This window comes from Acetobacter farinalis, from assembly GCF_011516935.1.
In the GTDB taxonomy this organism is placed as follows: domain Bacteria; phylum Pseudomonadota; class Alphaproteobacteria; order Acetobacterales; family Acetobacteraceae; genus Acetobacter; species Acetobacter farinalis.
This window is the reverse complement of record NZ_WOTF01000001.1, coordinates 685,949-704,480: the sequence shown is the minus strand read 5'-3', so window position 1 is coordinate 704,480 and position 18,532 is coordinate 685,949. Positions and strand designations below refer to the sequence as shown.

The 18,532-nt window shown below is 58.7% G+C and carries 15 protein-coding genes; 11 read left to right on the top strand and 4 right to left on the bottom strand.

The window, feature by feature from the left end; all coding sequences use genetic code 11:
* Positions 1-108: 108 nt before the first annotated feature.
* Entirely contained in the window at positions 109-2,544 is a 2,436-nt protein-coding gene (gene gyrB, locus GOB82_RS03230) for a DNA topoisomerase (ATP-hydrolyzing) subunit B (protein ID WP_166119459.1), read from the top strand.
* Positions 2,545-2,739: 195 nt separating this feature from the next.
* Here the strand turns inward: gyrB and kdsA are convergent, their stop codons facing one another.
* The 4 genes from kdsA to tpiA form a co-directional block, all read right to left on the bottom strand.
* A complete protein-coding gene (kdsA, locus tag GOB82_RS03225; RefSeq protein WP_166119457.1) occupies positions 2,740-3,579 on the bottom strand; it encodes a 3-deoxy-8-phosphooctulonate synthase in 840 nt (279 codons plus the stop codon).
* Positions 3,576-5,207, bottom strand: a complete 1,632-nt coding sequence (locus GOB82_RS03220) for a CTP synthase (protein WP_166119454.1) — start codon at positions 5,205-5,207, stop codon at positions 3,576-3,578. The genes kdsA and GOB82_RS03220 overlap by 4 nt, the downstream gene beginning before the upstream one ends.
* A 136-nt stretch (positions 5,208-5,343) precedes the next feature.
* On the bottom strand, positions 5,344-5,688 hold the full coding sequence (gene secG, locus GOB82_RS03215; protein WP_166119452.1) for a preprotein translocase subunit SecG: 345 nt from the start codon (positions 5,686-5,688) through the stop codon (positions 5,344-5,346).
* 26 nt (positions 5,689-5,714) lie between these two features.
* Entirely contained in the window at positions 5,715-6,455 is a 741-nt protein-coding gene (gene tpiA, locus GOB82_RS03210; RefSeq protein WP_166119449.1) for a triose-phosphate isomerase, read from the bottom strand.
* A 223-nt stretch (positions 6,456-6,678) separates the two neighbouring features.
* Here tpiA and GOB82_RS03205 point away from each other — a divergent pair, with 223 nt between their 5' ends.
* The 10 genes from GOB82_RS03205 (at position 6,679) to lpdA (ending at position 18,470) form a co-directional block, all read left to right on the top strand.
* The gene (locus tag GOB82_RS03205) at positions 6,679-8,598 is read left to right on the top strand and encodes a peptidyl-prolyl cis-trans isomerase (RefSeq protein WP_166119447.1); all 1,920 of its coding nucleotides are present in this window, start codon (positions 6,679-6,681) and stop codon (positions 8,596-8,598) included.
* Complete coding sequence (trpE, locus tag GOB82_RS03200) at positions 8,595-10,133, top strand: anthranilate synthase component I (RefSeq protein ID WP_166119444.1); 1,539 nt, start codon at positions 8,595-8,597, stop codon at positions 10,131-10,133. Before GOB82_RS03205 ends, trpE begins: the two co-directional genes overlap by 4 nt.
* A gap of 55 nt (positions 10,134-10,188) precedes the next feature.
* A complete protein-coding gene (locus tag GOB82_RS03195) occupies positions 10,189-10,785 on the top strand; it encodes an anthranilate synthase component II (protein WP_166119442.1) in 597 nt (198 codons plus the stop codon).
* A gap of 1 nt (position 10,786) precedes the next feature.
* Positions 10,787-11,908 carry an anthranilate phosphoribosyltransferase gene (gene trpD / locus GOB82_RS03190; protein WP_166119440.1) on the top strand — a complete coding sequence of 374 codons (1,122 nt, stop codon included), beginning with the start codon at positions 10,787-10,789 and terminating at the stop codon, positions 11,906-11,908.
* Between the two features lie 2 nt (positions 11,909-11,910).
* Entirely contained in the window at positions 11,911-12,777 is an 867-nt protein-coding gene (gene trpC / locus GOB82_RS03185) for an indole-3-glycerol phosphate synthase TrpC (protein WP_166119437.1), read from the top strand.
* 1 nt (position 12,778) lies between these two features.
* Positions 12,779-13,264, top strand: coding sequence for a cyclic pyranopterin monophosphate synthase MoaC (gene moaC, locus GOB82_RS03180; protein WP_265794040.1), 486 nt, complete (start codon positions 12,779-12,781; stop codon positions 13,262-13,264).
* 196 nt (positions 13,265-13,460) lie between these two features.
* Positions 13,461-14,402: a pyruvate dehydrogenase (acetyl-transferring) E1 component subunit alpha gene (gene pdhA, locus GOB82_RS03175; RefSeq protein WP_338078186.1), complete on the top strand. Its 942-nt coding sequence runs from the start codon at positions 13,461-13,463 to the stop codon at positions 14,400-14,402.
* A gap of 6 nt (positions 14,403-14,408) precedes the next feature.
* Complete coding sequence (locus tag GOB82_RS03170) at positions 14,409-15,782, top strand: pyruvate dehydrogenase complex E1 component subunit beta (protein WP_166119430.1); 1,374 nt, start codon at positions 14,409-14,411, stop codon at positions 15,780-15,782.
* Positions 15,783-15,792: 10 nt separating this feature from the next.
* Positions 15,793-17,037 (top strand): pyruvate dehydrogenase complex dihydrolipoamide acetyltransferase, encoded by a 1,245-nt coding sequence (locus GOB82_RS03165; protein ID WP_166119427.1) that lies wholly within the window; start codon positions 15,793-15,795, stop codon positions 17,035-17,037.
* 23 nt (positions 17,038-17,060) lie between these two features.
* A complete protein-coding gene (gene lpdA, locus GOB82_RS03160) occupies positions 17,061-18,470 on the top strand; it encodes a dihydrolipoyl dehydrogenase (protein ID WP_166119425.1) in 1,410 nt (469 codons plus the stop codon).
* The last annotated feature ends 62 nt before the right edge of the window (positions 18,471-18,532 follow it).

The window sequence follows — 18,532 nt, the reverse complement described above, 5'->3', positions numbered from 1 at the left end:
TCGGGAAACAATCCCATAAAAAAGACCTTCCAATCTGGTCGGACTGCACTGGCCGGAGTATAAGATACTCTCAGGTCCTATTGTTCTTTTCCGGAGTACCGTTCCCTTATGACAGACCTTTCTCAGCCCACGCCGTCTACCGGAATGGAAGAGTATGACGCCGCGTCGATCTCTGTGCTGAAAGGGCTTGATGCCGTTCGTAAGCGGCCGGGGATGTATATCGGTGATACGGACGATGGCTCCGGCCTGCACCACATGGCGTTTGAAATCATTGATAACGCCGTGGATGAAGCGCAGGCTGGCTATGCCACCCGCTGCATCCTGACACTGAACGCTGATGGCAGCGTGACTGTACGCGATAACGGGCGCGGCATTCCTACCGACATGCATGCCGAAGAAGGAATCAGCGCTGCCGAAGTCGTGCTGACCCGCTTGCATGCTGGCGGTAAGTTCAACCAGAATTCCTACAAGGTTTCCGGCGGTCTGCACGGTGTGGGTGCCGCTGTGGTGAACGCGCTTTCTGAATTCATGGAAGTGCGCATCTGGCGCAACGGGCTGGAGCATATGATCCGCTTCCGCCATGGTGAACGGGAAGCACCGCTGGAAGTCGTCGGGCCTTCCGATGAAGAACGCGGCACGCAGGTTACGTTCAAACCGAGCCACGAGACATTCCCCCGGACCGTTTTCGAGTTCTCCGTTCTGGAACGCCGCCTGCGTGAGCTGGCCTTCCTGAACTCCGGTCTGGAAATTGTTCTGCGGGATGCCCGCGAAGAACCTCGTGAAGAAGTGTTTTACTACGAAGGCGGCCTTGAGGCTTTTGTGGAGTGGCTGGACCGCGCCCGCACCCCGATTGTCACACCGCCCATTACCGGCAGTCTGGAAAACCCCGATAACGGGATCAAGGTTGAATTCGCGCTGAGCTGGAATGACAGCTTTCACGAAACCATGCTGTGCTTCACCAACAATATTCCCCAGCGCGATGGCGGTGCCCATCTGGCAGGCTTCCGGCAGGCGCTGACCCGTATTGTCGGCAAATATGCCGAGAGCATTGCAAAAAAGGATGCGCAGTCTCTGGTTGGGGAAGATATGCGTGAAGGGCTCACGGCTGTTCTCTCCGTCAAGGTGCCGGACCCGAAATTCTCCTCCCAGACCAAGGACAAGCTGGTTTCCTCCGAAGTGCAGCCTGTGGTCCATGCCGCTGCGGCGGACATGATCGGCCACTGGTTCGAAACGCACCCCAAAGAAGCCAAGATTGTTGTCGCGAAAGTGCTGGATGCGGCCTCGGCACGTGAGGCCGCGCGCAAGGCCCGTGAGTTGACCCGCCGCAAGGGAATTCTGGATATTTCCTCTCTGCCGGGCAAACTGGCTGACTGTCAGGAACGTGATCCGGCCAAGGCTGAAATTTTCATCGTTGAGGGTGACTCCGCAGGCGGGACCGCAAAGCAGGGAAGGGACCGCCGTTTTCAGGCCATTCTGCCGCTGAAGGGCAAGATCCTGAACGTGGAGCGCGCCCGGTTTGACCGGATGCTTGGCTCTGCTGAAATCGGAACCCTGATTACGGCTCTGGGCACAGGCATTGGCCGTGGCGAGGCTGAGCAGGGCGGCTTCTCCCTTGCCAAGCTGCGCTACCACCGTATCGTCATCATGACTGACGCTGACGTGGACGGCTCCCATATCCGCACCCTGCTGCTCACATTCTTCTTCCGCCAGATGCCGGAACTGATTGAAAACGGGTATCTCTATATTGCTCAGCCGCCGCTCTACCGCGCCAAACGCGGCAATGAAGAGCGGTATCTGAAGGATGATGCGGCTCTGGAGCAGTACCTGCTCGACAAGGCCCTGAACAATGCCGCCTTTATCTATGCGGATGGCCGGACAGTCTCCGGGACTGATCTGGAAGCTGACCTGCCGTTTATTCGCCACGCCGCGCAGGCTATTGCCCGCCTGTCCAACCGCGTGCCGAACTGGATTATCGAGCAGGCGGCACTGGCTGGTGCCCTGACGGCTGACCTTGAAACACTGCAACAACGTATTCCGGACCTCCAGAAGCGTCTGGATGCTTCCTCCGCAGAGACCGAACGCGGCTGGAAAGCCGTGGCCAGCACGGATGGTCTGGAACTGGCCCGCAGCGTTCGCGGTGTGGGAGAAGTTTACCGGATTGATCCCATCATGCTGGCAGGCGGGGATGCCCGCTGGCTGACCAGCCAGATGGACCGTCTGGTGCGTGAATTTGGCACGGGTGTCACCCTGCGTGTGGACACGACGGATCTGCTCATGAAAGGGCCGTCAGACCTCTATACGCGTCTGCTGGCACTGGGGCGCCGCGGTCTGGCCATCAACCGCTTTAAAGGTCTGGGCGAAATGAATGATGAACAGCTGTGGGAAACCACGCTGGACCCGTCCATGCGCACCCTGCTTCAGGTCAAGGTCGGGGATGTGGAAGATGCCGCACAGGTCTTCACCACCCTGATGGGGGATGTTGTCGAACCACGCCGCGACTTCATTGTCGGCAATGCCCTGAAAGTGGCCAATCTGGACGTGTAAGGCGCATTGCCTTGCCGTCTGGCTGATGGGGAGCCCTTGTGGCTCCCTATTTTTTTGCCTGCCGGGCAGCGACTGTCTTCAGGAAACCAAGGATGACCCATCCCGGCTGGGCAGATAACAAAAAAGCGGAAAGCAGGGCGTTATGCCCCGACTTTCCGCTTCCCAAGAGGTGCGTGCTGCGATTCCGCCCGGACGTTAAGCCTGCGTCTTGATCAGCTGATCAATCTCGCGGAACTGCTTCAGCAATGCCGGGAGCGTTCTGATAGGCAGCATGTTCGGGCCATCGCTTGGTGCGCGGTCCGGGTCTTCATGCGTTTCAATGAAAAGAGCCGCCACGCCAACCGCCAGAGCGGCGCGAGAGAGAACAGGGGCAAATTCTCGCTGCCCCCCGGAAGAACCACCCAATCCTCCCGGCTGCTGCACGGAATGCGTCGCATCATACACAACAGGATAACCCGTCTGCGCCATAATAGGCAGGCCACGCATATCGTTAATCAGGGTGTTATAGCCAAAGCTGGTCCCACGTTCACACAGCATGACGCGCTGATTGCCTGTGGAGGCAATTTTTGCGGCAACGTGCTGCATGTCCCACGGCGCCAGAAACTGACCCTTTTTGACATTCACCACAGCCCCGGTTTCCCCCGCAGCCAGAAGCAGATCTGTCTGGCGGCACAGAAAGGCCGGGATTTGCAGCACATCAACAGCCTCAGCCGCAGGAGCACATTGCTCCGGGCTGTGAACATCTGTCAGCACAGGGATATTCAGGCTGCTCCGGATATCCGCCAGAATAGCCAGCCCCTCCTTCATCCCGATGCCACGGGCACTGGAAAGGCTGGTCCGGTTGGCTTTGTCAAAGGAGCTTTTGTAAATGAGCCCCACATTGGCAGCAGCACAGAGTTCCTTCAGCGCAACCGCCATTTCCATGGCATGCGCCGCAGATTCAATCTGACACGGGCCTGCGATCAGCACAAAAGGCTGATCATTCCCGACTGTCAGGGACTGAAGCTGAAAATTATGTGCTGCTACCTGCGTCATGCACGGCGTGCCTTTTCAAGTGCTGCGCCAATAAACCCGGAAAACAGCGGGTGCGGCGCAAAGGGGCGGGACTTCAGTTCCGGATGATACTGAACAGCCACAAACCACGGATGGTCCGGATATTCGACAACTTCCGGCAGAATACCATCAGGAGACAGGCCGGAGAATTTCATCCCGGCTTTTTCAAGCTGCTCCTTGTAGTGAATATTGACCTCATAACGATGCCGGTGCCGCTCACGGATATCGGTCGTGCCATAAATGGCCGCGGCACGGGAGCCTTCCACCAGCTTGGCCGGATACGCGCCAAGCCGCATCGTGCCGCCCAGTTCTCCGCCTTCACTGCGGCGCAGGCGCTCATTCCCGCGCGCCCATTCCGTCATCAGGCCGACAAGCGGTTCATCCGTGTGACCAAACTCGGTTGAGGATGCCTTTGGCAGACCTGCAAGATTGCGGGCGCATTCAACAACGGCCATCTGCATCCCGAAACAGATCCCGAGGAACGGAATGCCATGCTCACGGGCAAACCGCACGGCCGCAATCTTCCCCTTGGAACCGCGCTCCCCAAACCCGCCCGGCACCAGAATGCCATGCGCGTTTGAGAGGCGTTCCACAGCAGCCTCAGATTCTTCAAAGGCTTCGGCTTCCATCCAGTCCAGCTTCACTTTGGCGCGGTGTGCAATGCCACCATGCAAAAGCGCCTCATTCAGGGACTTATAGCTGTCGAGCAGGGCCGTATATTTCCCGACCACCGCAATCCGCACATCCGCATCCGGACGGCGGATGGCATCCACAATCCTTTCCCAACCGGACAGATCAGGCTCTTCAGCATGAGGAAGATTGAAATACCGCAGGACCTCGGTATCCATCCCTTCCGCATGATAGGCGAGGGGGCAGGAATAAATCGTGTCCACATCCCGCGCGGCAATAACCGCTTCCGGGCGGACGTTACAGAAATTGGCGATTTTCCGGCGTTCGGTGTCAGGAATGGCGCGGTCACACCGGCACAGCAGGATCTGCGGCTGAATACCAACATTCTGCAACTCTTTGACAGAGTGCTGGGTGGGCTTGGTCTTCAGTTCACCAGCAGAGGGGATCCACGGCAGCAGCGTGAGGTGCACGACCATGGTCCGGTCAGTGCCCAGATCATTGCGCAACTGGCGAATAGCTTCAAGGAACGGAAGGCTTTCAATATCCCCAACCGTACCGCCGATTTCGACCAGCACGAAATCCACATCATCCGTATTGGCCACCACGATATCCTTGATGGCGTCCGTGATATGCGGAATGACCTGCACCGTAGCACCCAGATAATCTCCGCGCCGCTCCCGGGCGATGACATCGGAATAGATCTTGCCGGTTGTGGTGTTGTCTTCTCTGGTGGCGTTCACGCCGGTAAACCGCTCGTAGTGGCCCAGATCCAGATCTGTCTCGGCCCCATCGTCGGTAACGAACACTTCCCCATGCTGATAGGGGCTCATGGTGCCGGGATCAACGTTCAGGTACGGATCAAGCTTGCGCAGGCGGACCTTGTAGCCGCGCGCCTGCAGGAGTGCGGCAAGGGCTGCCGAGGCAATGCCTTTCCCGAGAGAGGATACCACACCGCCGGTGATAAATACGAAACGGGTCATGAACAGACTTCCTACACGGATTAAACCGGGTGGGTAAAGATGGACACAGGAATTCCTCCGCAGCCTTGCTCAAGCGCAGAGGAATAAAGACTCTTTTTCTCTCTCCATCCTGGGGAAGGAGAGAGCGGGAACCATGTTACTGTTTGGACGGGGCCGGGGCTGCCGGCGGAGCAGCGGGCTGAACCGGGGCCGTAACCGCAGCCGGAGCGGGGGCAGGCGGCTGAGCCAGAATATCATGCCCGGCCCCGGTGGAGGAGCCGCGGTTCAGAATCGCCAGCACCAGTGACAGCAGCATGAACAGCCCGGCAAGGACTGCCGTCGTGCGGGTCAGCAGGTTTGCCGTGCCACGGCCGGACATGAACGCACCCATGCCCTGACTGCTGCCAATGCCAAGGCCGCCCCCTTCACTGCGCTGGATCAGCACAGTGCCAATCAGGGCTATGGTCACGCAAATATGCAGAATCAGCAGGGCTGTAATCATGTCGAGTTCCCGATAAAGTGCGGAAATCAGGCAGCAGACGCCGCGCCGATAATGGATAGGAATGCCTCTGCATTCAGGCTGGCACCCCCGACAAGGGCACCTGCTACATCTGCAATCGACAAAATGGAAGCCGCATTCTTGGCATTAACCGAGCCACCATACAGAATCCTGAGCGTTTTGCCAGCCTCGCCAAACTGACGCACCAGCTCTTCACGCAGGAAGTGCATGGTTTCGGCAATTTCTTCCTCTGTCGCAGCGCGCCCCGTGCCGATGGCCCAGATGGGTTCATATGCCAGAATACCCGTGAAATTGTCGGGCAGGGAGCCTTTGATCTGCCAGCCAAGCGTATCAAAATGCTGCCCGCTTTCCCGCTGTTCTTCGGTCTCACCAATACAGACAATGGGGGTCAGGCCCGCCTGTGTCGCGGCAATGGCTTTTCCCCGCACGGTATCATCCAGTTCGCCATGCTCCTGCCGGCGTTCGGAGTGACCCAGAATGACATAAGAAACGCCAAGATCTGCAAGCATGGCGGGGGAAATATCACCCGTATGCGCGCCAGAAGCATTCTGATGACAGTCCTGCGCCCCCAGGGCGATGGGGGAAGAGTTCAGTTTCTCCGCCACCAGGGCAAGCTGCGTAAAGGGCGGGCAGATGACGATATCCGGCAGCGTGGCCGGAAGCCCTGCCAGCAGGGCCTCAACAAGCGCCTGCGAATCACGGCTGGTGCCGTTCATCTTCCAGTTGCCGACAATAATCTGTCTGGTCATACTCCGGGTCCTTCCGTGCTACCTGTGCCCGCATCATCATCGCGCCACTCGGGCCGTAGAAACAGGCTAAACCATACACCCGGCCTGTGGGGCAAGATGCTGTGTGCGTGTTTCATTCCGCTGTGGTGCGTTACCGCTGGTCAAGAGCGGCCGCTCCGCTTATGGTGCCGCGCCCGGGTTTGCCCGTGGCATGGTGTTCTGTCTCCTACGGATCCTTGGGTTCATGATTTCCTATCTGCGTCGCGTTTTTGTTGAATCCTGGCTTGGGCGTGTCTCCGCCATCGTCATTTTCCTTGCTTTCATCGGCTGGGGGGTGGGGGATGTGCTCGGCTATATGGGCACTGAGACTGACGTCGTGGCCAAAGTCGGCCAGCAGCGCATCAGCTCAGCGGAGCTTGGGCAGGCCCTGCAGGGGGAAATGCCGGCCATTGCGAAGCAGATGGGCATTTCAGACCCGGCACAGGTCCCCGTGGCCATGCGGCAGCAAATGGCCTATCAGGTTCTGCAAAGACTGATCGGGCAGGCAGAGCTGCTGGATGCCGCACGCCGCCTGAAGGTGTCTGTGCCTGATTCGGCCGTGCGGGAAGAAGTGTTCTCTCTCCCTTACTTCAAGGGAGCCAATGGCCAGTTTGACCGGAACATCCTGAACGCGCGCCTGCGGGAACGCGATATTACGGAGCAGCGCTTCCTGTCTCTGGTGCGTGATGATCTGGCCAGCCGCACCATGCTGCAGCCCATCGGGCAGGCCGCCAGCGTTTCCGACACACTGACAAAACGCCTCTCGGATTTTGGCATGCAGACACGCACGCTTGACCTTGTGCGCATTCCGTTTGCAGACCAGCCGACCCCATCCGCGCCGGATGACGCCGTTCTGCGCCGCTACTATGCCAACCACCTGTGGAATTTCCGGACCCCGGAATTCAGGCATGCGCGTATTGTCGTGCTCTCTCCCGCCACGGTGGCGGACACCATCACCATTGATGAAAAAGACCTGCACCGCGTTTATGATGAAGAAAGCGACCGCTATCACGTGCCTGAAACACGCGATGTGCAGGTTGTGACCATGCCGGATGAAGCACAGGCCCGCACAATTGCCGACTTGTGGACAAAAGGAGCCGACTGGGCTGCCGTGCAGGCGGCCGCCAAGGCGGGGGCATCCGTTGAAATGCCGGGGGCGCGCCCTTCCACCATTCCTTCTGAAGGGCTGAGCAAAGCTGTTTTTGCCGCACCGGTGGGGCAGATTCAGGGGCCCTTCAAGTCTGAAGGCGGGTGGGTTGTGCTGCGCGTGACCAAAGTCACACCCCCCAAAGACACACCGTATGATGTGGCGAAAAAAGACATCCTCCAGCAGTATCGGACCGCCAAGGCACCGTCCGTTGTGAGTGAGCGCAGCCGTCAGTTGCAGGATGCCATTGCCAGCAATGGTCTTGACTCCATCCCGACAGACATTGGCGCCGCCGCTGCGGCTGGCACGCTGGATATCAATGGCACTACGCAGGATGGTAGCCCGGCACCGTTCCCCGCGAGCGGAAAGCTCCGCGCTGCCGTGGTGCAGCAGATTTTCACCCAGGCCAAAGGCGCCCGCCCCAATCTGATAGAAGGGCCGGACAACAGCTGGTATGCGGTTGAAGTTGATACCACCACACCCGCCGCACAGCTGACATTCGATCAGGCAAAAGCCAGCGTCCTGACGGCGTGGCAGGCGGACGCCCGGCGGCACGCCGCCGATGAGCGCGCAACAGCCCTCTACACCGCCGCGCAGGAAAAAGGTGGCCTCTCCAACGTTACCGGAGCCGGAACACAGGTCGTGCACGGCCTGACATTCTCACGTTCCGCTCCCAACCCGGCCATTCCGTCCGAACTCATGGAAACACTGCCGCGCATGAAGGCGGGGCAGTCTGTGATGGGTGAATCTGCTGGAGAATTTGTCGTCGCCACCGTCACGGCGGTTTCCACTCCCAACCCGATGGCGGATCTCCCGGCTTACCAGCGCCTGAAAGCCGCGCTGACGCAGTCCACAGGGGATGATCTTCTGGCCTCCTATGTAGAAGCCCTGAGCAAACGAACCCCGCCGGTTATTATCCGACGGGCCGTGACAGCCACACTCTCCTCCCTTGGTCTTGATGGAAGCACGGCGCCATGAGTGTTTCAGCACGGATTGCGGCTTCTCCCTCGCGCGAGGCCTGTCAGGCCGCGTGGGCGGACGGGAAATCATCCGTCGTTTTTTCGGTTGAACCGGCTGACCTTCTGACACCGGTTTCCGCCTATATTCGGCTGGCCGGGTTTGATGGCGGCACAGGCCGCCACACGTTGCTGCTGGAAAGTGTTGAGGGTGGGGTTTCCCGTGGGCGATATTCCGTTATTGCCCTCAAACCCGATCTGGTCTGGACCTGCCATAATGGCGAGGTCACGATAGATGATGCGCCGGAAAACGCGGAGCAGGCTCCACGCCCGGTGGCAGGCAAGGCCCTTGATGCGCTGCGCCAGCTTATCCGCGAAACACAGCTTGATCTGCCCGCTGGGCTTCCGCCCATGATTGCAGGGCTGTTCGGCTATGTGGGCTATGACATGGTTCGGCAGATGGAATATCTGCCAGATGCCCCGCCGGATGATCTGGGCCTGCCGGAAGCCATCATGATGCGCCCCGGCCTGTTTGCTGTTTTTGATACCGTGAGCGATGAGCTGATTCTGGCGGCGCCCGTGCGGCCTGCCGCTGGAGAGGATGCCGGTGTGGCGTGGGATAAAGCCCATGCACTGCTCGCCCGCGCACGGACCTGTCTGGCCGGAGCCCTGCCGGCTACGCCTGAAGTCGCTCTTCCGCCAGCGTTCGAAGCGCCGCATTCGACCTTCTCCCGCGAAGAATTCTGTGACGTCGTCACGAAAATTCAGGAATATATTGCCGCCGGGGATGCGTTTCAGGTCGTTCCCAGCCAGCGTTTTTCCGCGCCATTCCCGCTTCCATCTCTCGCGCTGTACCGGTCACTGCGCCGCATTAACCCGGCACCGTTTCTGTTCCATCTGGATCTGGGCACGTTCTCTCTGGTCGGCTCTTCACCCGAAATTCTTGTCCGGCTGCGCGAAGGCACCATGACTGTCCGGCCACTGGCCGGCACGCGCCCCCGTGGCAAAGATGCGGAAGAAGACGCGTGGCTGGAACAGGACCTGCTGGCCGACGCCAAGGAACGCGCCGAACATCTGATGCTGATTGATCTGGGCCGGAACGATGTTGGCCGTGTGTGCCAGCCCGGCTCTGTGCGGGTGACGGAACAGTTCGTCATTGAACGGTTCAGCCACGTCATGCACATTTCCTCCACTGTGGAAGGCACCATTCGCCCCGATCTGGGCGCGCTGGATGCGCTGGTTGCGGCATTCCCGGCGGGCACCCTGACGGGGGCTCCCAAAATCCGCGCCATGGAAATCATTGACGAGTTCGAACGCAGCCGCCGCGCGACCTATTCCGGGTGCATCGGATATTTCGGGGCAGGGGGCGATATGGACACCTGCATCGGGCTGCGTATGGCTGTCGTCAAGGATGGCATGATGCATGTGCAGGCCGGATGTGGTGTGGTGGCTGACAGCGTTCCGGAACTGGAATATGAAGAAACGCATCATAAAGCCCGCGCCGTTTTCCGGGCCGCGGAAGAGGCCGTTCATTATGCCCTGCGGGAAAAAAGCTGAGTTCTTGCACGTACGTCATTTGACCCGCACGCCGCATTAAGGTCATCATAAAACCATGATCCTTCTGATCGATAATTACGACAGCTTTACCTTCAATCTCGTTCACTATCTGGGCGAGCTGGGTGAACGCTGTGATGTGCGCCGCAACGATTCTCTCAGTGTTGCGGATGCGCTGGCCCTCAGGCCGGAAGCCATTGTGCTCTCACCGGGGCCGTGCTCACCGAATGAGGCCGGAATCTGCTGTGACCTTATAGCTGCCGCAGCCGGAAACATTCCCGTTTTTGGCGTGTGTCTGGGGCATCAGGCAATCGGGCAGGTGTTTGGCGCCAAAGTGGTTCGGGCTCCGGTGCCCATGCACGGCAAGATCAGTCCCGTCTTTCATAACGGGACTGATGTTTTTGCTGGCCTGCCCAATCCGTTCAACGCAACGCGCTACCATAGCCTGACGCTGGACCCACCCAGCATTCCAGACAGTCTTGCTGTCACAGCCTGGACGGAAGACGGTGTGATTATGGGTGTCTGCCACACGCAGTATCCTGTCTCCGGCGTGCAGTTTCACCCTGAGAGCATCGCATCCGAATACGGGCATGATCTTCTGCGCAATTTCCTTCAGGAAGCCCGCGCATGGAACGAAAAGAAAATAGCGGTCTGACATGCCGGACGCATCCGCTTTTTCAGAAGACACTCAGGACGCATTTTTCACAAAAGTTCTGAACACGTTGGCGCAGGGCAGGATACTGACCCCGGCTGAGTCTGAGGCCGCCTTCGGCGTCATTATGGAAGGCACTTTGCCAGCAGAGCGGGTTGCCGCCTTTCTGATGGCGCTTCGCGTGCGCGGAGAAACGGCGGAAGAAGTGCAGGGGGCTGTTACAGCCCTGAGGCGGCGCATGATTTCTCTCCCGCAGGTTCCCCCCGGAACGATTGATGTCTGCGGAACCGGGGGCGACAATTATGGCACCCTAAATGTTTCAACCGCCGTGGCCTTCGTGCTGGCGGCACTCGGCGTTCCCGTTGCCAAACACGGGAACCGGGCCGTTTCCTCCCGCTCCGGCGCATCCGATGTTCTGACCGCTCTGGGGGTACCCCTGCTGGCAGACCCGGCGGAACTGTCCCGCCAGCTTGCGCGGCACAACCTGACCTTTCTGGCAGCCCCCCATCATCACCCGGCCATGCGCCATGCCGCTCCTGTCAGAAAGTCGCTGGGGATCCGGACGGTGTTCAATCTGCTGGGGCCAATGGTCAATCCGGCATGCGTCAAGAATCAGTTGATCGGGGTTTTCGCTCCCGAGTGGTTGCCTCTGGTTGTCGATGTCCTGCATCGCCTTGGCTCCGAGCGGATCTGGGCTGTGTGCGGGCAGCCTGCCGGAGAAACACAAGGAATTGATGAACTGACGCTCGCGGGGCCCACTCAGGTTGCAGCCCTTGAAAACGGTTCTTCTTACACCCTTGTAGTAGAGGCGGGGATGGCGGGCCTCCCCAGTGCGCCAGTATCTGCCATACTGGGCGGAGATGCGGAGTATAATGCGCACGCTCTGGAAGCCTTGCTCAATGGCGCGTGTGGCGCTTATCGTGATACTGTTTTGCTGAACGCGGCCTGTGCCCTTCATGTGGCCGGAAAGCGTTCCATCCTGCGGGGTTTGCAGATAGACCCTCAGGCTTTGAGAGAGTGCGTGGCCGATGTCAGCCGTGTACTGGATAATGGTGCCGCACTGGCGGTGCTCAATGGTTTGCGTACGTCATCTTCTGGTGCGCATGCTCAAGACATGACAGGATGATTATGAACGAAGCACCCAATTCGTCCGCTGCAGGAACATGCACCGAGGAGGCTGGCATTCAGGCAGACCACCTGCCAGATGTCCTCTCCCGTATCTGTGCACGGACAAGAGTTGAGGTTGAACACCGTTCAACTCTTGTGCCTCTGAAAGAGATGATGGCCAAAGCGCAGGATGTGAAAGAGCCACCGCGCGGGTTCGGTCGCGCCCTGAAGGAAAAAGCGGCGGATAGAACTATCGGGCTGATTGCCGAAATCAAGAAGGCCTCTCCTTCGGCTGGCATTCTGCGCGAAAACTATGATCCGGCAAAAATCGCTACGGCCTACGAGCAGGCTGGTGCCGCGTGTCTGTCCGTGCTGACGGAAAGCTCGTGCTTCCATGGCCAGAATGAAGACCTCCAGACAGCCCGCGCTGCCTGCGCTCTGCCGGTTTTGCGCAAGGATTTCATTATCGACCCTTGGCAGGTTTATGAGAGCCGGGTGCTGGGAGCAGACTGCATCCTTGTCATCATGTGCATTCTGACAGACGAGGAAGCTCTGGCTCTGGTGGACCACGCCAAGGGGCTGGATATGGATGTTCTGGTGGAAGTGCATGATGAAGAAGAACTGAACCGCGCTCTGGCGCTGGACACGTTCCTCATCGGCATAAACAACCGTAATCTCAAGACGTTACAGACCGATATTGAGACAACAAGACGTCTGACACCGCTTGTGCCGCCTGACCGGATTATTGTTTCAGAAAGCGGCATCAAGACGCATGACGATATCATGTGTCTGGCTGATATTGGTGTAACGGGCTTTCTGGTAGGGGAATCCCTGCTGCGGCTGCCTGACCCCGGTCAAGCAGCGCGGGGTCTGCTTGGATTTGCCTGAGGTGCCTGACGTACCGGGGAAGACGCTGACTCATCTGGACGCCGCAGGGCATGCGCGGATGGTCGATATTTCCGAAAAAGCAGACACTTACCGGAAAGCTGTTGCAACCGGCAGCATTTCCATGCGCCCCGAAACTCTGGCGCTGATTGTTTCAGGCGCCATGCCCAAGGGTGATGTTCTGGCCACCGCCCGCATCGCGGGTATCATGGCGGCAAAAAAAACGGCGGATATCATTCCGCTCTGCCACCCTCTGGCGCTCAGCCGTGTTTCGGTCGATCTGGTTCCGGCAGATGACAAAATCGAGATCACGGTTTCTGTTGCAACAAAGGGCGCAACCGGTGTTGAAATGGAAGCGTTAACCGCAGCAAGTGCTGCTGCACTGACTTTATATGACATGTGTAAGGCAGTTGACCGCGGCATGAGAATTGACGGTATCCGGCTCCTGCATAAAAGCGGGGGCCGTTCAGGCGACTACAACGCGGAATGAATGATAAGATCATGCAGGATTGAGCCGGTAAACGACGGACATATGCGGATTTCTTCGTTTTCATAAACCCCGCGTCCGCGCGCGGATTTCTAAAAGCAGAACACGACACATTAATAAGGAAAAGCCGATGACGGCGGGGCAAAAAAGCAAAATACGTGCCGGGGGTAATGGACCATCCTTAACCCGTGAGCAATTCATGAAGGCTTTTCATGAAATGCTGCTTATTCGTCGATTTGAAGAAAAAGCCGGACAGCTTTACGGCATGGGCCTGATCGGCGGTTTTTGCCACCTGTATATCGGGCAGGAAGCCGTTGTTGTCGGTATTCAGATGACCCTCAAGGAGGGTGACAAGCTGATCACCTCCTATCGTGACCACGGCCAGATGCTCGCCTCAGGCATGGAACCGCGCGGCGTGATGGCGGAACTGACGGGCCGCGCCACCGGTTATTCGCACGGCAAGGGTGGCTCGATGCACATGTTCTCGCGCGAGAAAAACTTCTATGGCGGACACGGGATCGTCGGCGCGCAGGTCGCACTGGGTATCGGTCTGGCTTTTGCCAATAAATATCGTGAAACAGATGAAGTCTCGGTTGCCTATTTTGGGGATGGCGCCGCCAACCAGGGGCAGGTTTACGAGAGTTTCAACCTTGCCGCCCTTCATAAGCTGCCCTGCCTGTTCATTATCGAGAACAATCTTTACGGCATGGGCACCAGTGTTGAGCGTGCTTCGGCCTCTCATGAATTCTGGCGCAATGGAGAGCCGTGGGGCATTCCCGGCCGGCGCGTGGACGGGATGGATGTTGCCGCCGTGCATGAAGCCGCAGCCGAAGCCGTGGCGCATTGCCGGGCAGGCAAGGGGCCTTACCTGCTGGAAATGATGACCTACCGCTATCGCGGCCACTCCATGTCCGACCCGGCCAAATACCGCAAACGCGAAGAAGTGGATGAAGTCCGCAAAAACCGGGATCCGATTGAGCATGTGCGGCAGATTCTGCTCGATGCCGGTGTGGATGCCGATAACCTGCGTAAAATTGAAGACGATATCAAAGCGACAGTAAACGATGCTGCTGAATTCGCGCAGACCAGTCCCGAGCCTGATCCTGCCGAGCTTTACACAGATGTCCTGCTAGAGGCGTAACGGATCATGGCGACTGAAATTTTAATGCCTGCTCTCTCTCCAACGATGACGGAAGGGACGCTGGCACGCTGGCTTAAAACCGAAGGAGACACCATCTCCATTGGCGATGTGATTGCCGAGATCGAGACCGACAAGGCGACCATGGAAGTGGAAGCTGTGGAAGGCGGTATTCTTGGCCGTATTCTGGTGCCGGAAGGGACGCAGGACGTTGCAGTCAACGCCCCCATCGGCATTCTCGTGGCCGAAGGCGAGGCCGTGCCGGATGCCGTCTCTGCGCCGCAGGCCCGTGCCGCATCTGCGCCTGCCGCAGAGCAGCCCGCATCTGTCGCGCCGCTGCCAAAGGCTGCCGCAGAGCAGACCTCTGCTCCGCTACTGGCCCCTGAGCCGGAAAAAGACTGGGGCCCGACTGCTGAAATCACGGTACGTGAAGCCCTTCATGATGCCATGCAGGCTGAACTGCGCCGTGATCCGGATGTTTTCCTGATCGGTGAGGAAGTCGCGGAATATCAGGGTGCCTACAAGATCTCGCAGGGTCTTCTGGCTGAGTTTGGTGACAAGCGTGTTATTGACATGCCGATTACCGAGCATGGTTTTACCGGTATGGCTGTTGGGGCCGCGCTGACCGGCCTCAAGCCGATCGTGGAGTTCATGACCATGAATTTCTCCATGCAAGCCATTGATCATATTATTAATTCGGCTGCGAAAACCCTGTATATGTCTGGCGGACAGATGGGCTGCCCCATTGTCTTCCGTGGCCCGAACGGTGCGGCAGCGCGCGTTGGCGCGCAGCATTCACAGTGCTACGGAAGCTGGTATGCCCATGTTCCGGGCCTGAAAGTGGTTGCTCCCTGGTCCTCAGCCGATGCGAAGGGCCTGCTGCGCGCGGCCATTCGGGACCCGAACCCGGTTATCGTGCTGGAAAATGAAATTCTCTACGGGCGCAAATTCCCATGCCCGGTGGATGAAGACTTTATCCTGCCGATCGGCAAGGCAAAGGTTGAGCGGGCAGGGCGGGATGTCACCATCGTGACGTTCTCCATCATGGTTACAACCGCTCTGGAAGCAGCTGAGGCCCTTGCTGAGCAAGGCATCGAGGCGGAAGTCATCAACCTTCGCAGCCTGCGCCCGCTGGACACCGCCACTATTGTGGAAAGTGTCAAGAAAACCAGCCGTCTGGTCACTCTTGAAGAAGGCTGGCCGTTTGCCGGGATCGGGGCGGAAGTCGCCATGCAGGTGATCGAGCATGCATTTGACTGGCTGGATGCGCCCCCCGTGCGTGTAACGGGTGTGGATGTCCCCATGCCGTTTGCCGCCAATCTGGAAAAACTGGCCCTGCCGCAGCCCGAGCACGTCATTGAAGCCGTGCGTCGTCTGATCTGAGGAAAAAGAGATGGCTATTGAAGTTCTGATGCCAGCCCTTTCGCCCACCATGACGGAAGGCACGCTTGCCCGCTGGGTGAAGGCGGAAGGCGACAAGATTGCAATCGGTGATGTGATTGCCGAGATTGAGACCGACAAGGCGACCATGGAAGTGGAAGCCGTGGAGGAAGGCATTCTGGGGCGTATTCTGGTTCCGGAAGGAACGCAGGAGGTTGCCGTCAACACACCTATCGGCATTCTCGTGGCCGAAGGGGAGAGCGTGCCTGAAGCGGGGGCCGTGAAGCCACAGGCACAGAAAGCTGAGGCACCCGCAGCCCAGCCCGCAGCAACCCCTGCCGCACCTGCGGCCTCAGCCGCTCCGGCAGCGGCTGCCCCCACGGGCAAACGCATTATTGCATCCCCCCTGGCAAAGCGCATTGCCAGCCAGAAAGGGCTCGACCTTTCCCGCATTAAAGGGACAGGGCCGCACGGGCGCATCATCCGCCGGGATGTCGAGAATGCCTCGGTTCAGGCCACAGCGGTTGCCCCTGCCGTCACTGCTGCGGTGGCCCCGGCTCCGGCAAGCCGTTCCGTGCCGCATTCCAGCATGCGGAAGGTTATTGCCCGCCGCCTGAGCGAAGCAAAAAGCACCATTCCGCATTTCTATGTTTCTGTGGATGTCGAACTGGATGCCCTGCTGGCCCTGCGCACCCAGCTCAATGCGACATCCCCCGCCGAAGGGCCGGATGCCTTCAAGCTGTCTGTGAACGATATGCTGGTCAAGGCTGCGGCCATCGCGCTCAAGCGGGTGCCGAACGTCAATGCCTCGTTCACGGATGAGGCCATGATCCTGCATGAATCGGCGGATATTTCCATTGCCGTTTCCATTCCTGATGGCCTGATTACACCGATCCTCAAGCATGCGGAGCGGAAGAGCCTGAAAGAGATCAGCCAGGAAACCAAGGATCTGGTCAAACGCGCCCGCGCAGGCAAGCTGAAGCCGGAAGAGTTTCAGGGCGGCACGTTCTCCATCTCCAACATGGGGATGTATGGCGTGCGTGACTTCTCGGCCATTATCAATCCGCCCCAGGCGGCCATTCTCGCCATTGCCGCAGGCAAAAAGCAGCCTGTGGTCAAGGGGAACGAACTGGCTATTGCCACGGTCATGACCGTGACACTCTCGGTTGACCATCGCGTGGTGGATGGCGCCGTGGCGGCTGAGTGGCTTTCCGCTTTCCGGTCAGTGGTCGAATCTCCTCTGACACTTGTTGTTTAACATCGCGTTTGCAGAGCACGACCATGAGCAAAACAGATTTTGACATTATCGTTGTCGGCGGCGGGCCGGGCGGATATGTGGCCGCTCTCAGGGCGGCACAGCTCGGCCTTTCCGCTGCGGTGGTAGAGGCCCGCCATCTCGGGGGCATATGCCTGAACTGGGGCTGCATCCCCACAAAGGCGCTCCTGCGCGCCTCTGAAATCAATCACCTTCTGCATGATCTGGGCTCTTACGGGTTCAGCGCCGAGAAGGTTTCGTTTGATTTCCCTAAAATCATCGCACGCTCGCGCGCCGTATCCAAACAGCTTTCCTCCGGGGTTGCCCACCTGCTGAAAAAGGCCAAGGTTCCGGTTTTTGAAGGATACGGCAAGCTGGACGGCGTTACTGGCAGCAAACGCAAGGTACTGGTCACGCCTGAAAAGGGTGATGCTGTCAGCCTGACTGCAAAGCATGTCATTCTGGCCACCGGCGCCCGCGCCCGGACGCTGCCCGGGCTGGAGCCGGATGGCAAGCTGGTCTGGTCCTATCGGGAGGCTCTTGTGCCTGATGCGCTTCCACGGCGCCTGCTGGTTATCGGGTCCGGGGCCATCGGGAGTGAATTCGCATCCTTCTACCGCAATATGGGGTCCGAGGTCACACTGGTTGAGGTGGCCCCGCGTATTCTGCCGGTTGAGGATGAGGATATCAGCGCACTGGCGCGCAAGGCTTTTGAGAAGCAGGGTATTCGTGTGCTGACCAGCGCCAAGATCGGCGCACTGCGGAAAACGGACACAGATGTGACCGTGCCGGTTGAAGTGAACGGAAAAACCGAAGAGTTCACGGTTGACCGGGTGATTTCCGCTGTTGGTATTGTCGGGAATATCGAGAATATCGGGCTGGAAGGCACAAAGATCAAAACAGACCGCACGCATGTCGTGACCGATGCCCTGTGCCGCACCGGTGAACCCGGCGTGTATGCCATTGGTGATCTTGCCGGTGCACCCTGGCTTGCGCACAAAGCCAGCCATGAGGCTGTCATGTGCGTTGAAGCCATTGCCGGCAAAACGGTGCATCCTATCGACCCGACGAAAATCCCCGGATGCACCTACTGCCGTCCGCAGATTGCCTCTGTTGGGTATACGGAAGCCCGCGCGAAAGAAGCCGGTTACACAGTCAGAGTGGGCAAATTCCCACTTGTGGCAAACGGCAAGGCGCTGGCCATGGGTGAACCGGATGGGCTGGTGAAAACCGTTTTTGATGCCGCAACCGGTGAACTTCTGGGGGCCCATATGATCGGGGCGGAAGTGACGGAAATGATTCAGGGGTATGTCATTGCCCGTACGGGTGAACTGACGGAAGCCGAATTGGCCGAAACCATCTTCCCGCATCCAACCATTTCTGAGTCCATGCATGAAGCTGTTCTGGCAGCTTATGACGGCGCGCTGCATTTCTAGTCTGCAAAACCAGACGGCCTCTCGCGGGTGTGATGCCGTCTGAAGCGCGAAAGGGGGCGTTC

Coding starts and splice junctions, on each gene's coding strand:
- trpD (WP_166119440.1), top strand. CDS start 10,787: ATGCCGGACGCATCCGCTTTTTCAGAAGACACTCAGGACGCATTTTTC.
- trpC (WP_166119437.1), top strand. CDS start 11,911: ATGAACGAAGCACCCAATTCGTCCGCTGCAGGAACATGCACCGAGGAG.
- secG (WP_166119452.1), bottom strand. CDS start 5,688: ATGATTACAGCCCTGCTGATTCTGCATATTTGCGTGACCATAGCCCTG.
- GOB82_RS03205 (WP_166119447.1), top strand. CDS start 6,679: ATGATTTCCTATCTGCGTCGCGTTTTTGTTGAATCCTGGCTTGGGCGT.
- kdsA (WP_166119457.1), bottom strand. CDS start 3,579: ATGACGCAGGTAGCAGCACATAATTTTCAGCTTCAGTCCCTGACAGTC.
- GOB82_RS03220 (WP_166119454.1), bottom strand. CDS start 5,207: ATGACCCGTTTCGTATTTATCACCGGCGGTGTGGTATCCTCTCTCGGG.
- GOB82_RS03195 (WP_166119442.1), top strand. CDS start 10,189: ATGATCCTTCTGATCGATAATTACGACAGCTTTACCTTCAATCTCGTT.
- lpdA (WP_166119425.1), top strand. CDS start 17,061: ATGAGCAAAACAGATTTTGACATTATCGTTGTCGGCGGCGGGCCGGGC.
- gyrB (WP_166119459.1), top strand. CDS start 109: ATGACAGACCTTTCTCAGCCCACGCCGTCTACCGGAATGGAAGAGTAT.
- tpiA (WP_166119449.1), bottom strand. CDS start 6,455: ATGACCAGACAGATTATTGTCGGCAACTGGAAGATGAACGGCACCAGC.
- GOB82_RS03170 (WP_166119430.1), top strand. CDS start 14,409: ATGGCGACTGAAATTTTAATGCCTGCTCTCTCTCCAACGATGACGGAA.
- GOB82_RS03165 (WP_166119427.1), top strand. CDS start 15,793: ATGGCTATTGAAGTTCTGATGCCAGCCCTTTCGCCCACCATGACGGAA.
- trpE (WP_166119444.1), top strand. CDS start 8,595: ATGAGTGTTTCAGCACGGATTGCGGCTTCTCCCTCGCGCGAGGCCTGT.
- pdhA (WP_338078186.1), top strand. CDS start 13,461: ATGAAGGCTTTTCATGAAATGCTGCTTATTCGTCGATTTGAAGAAAAA.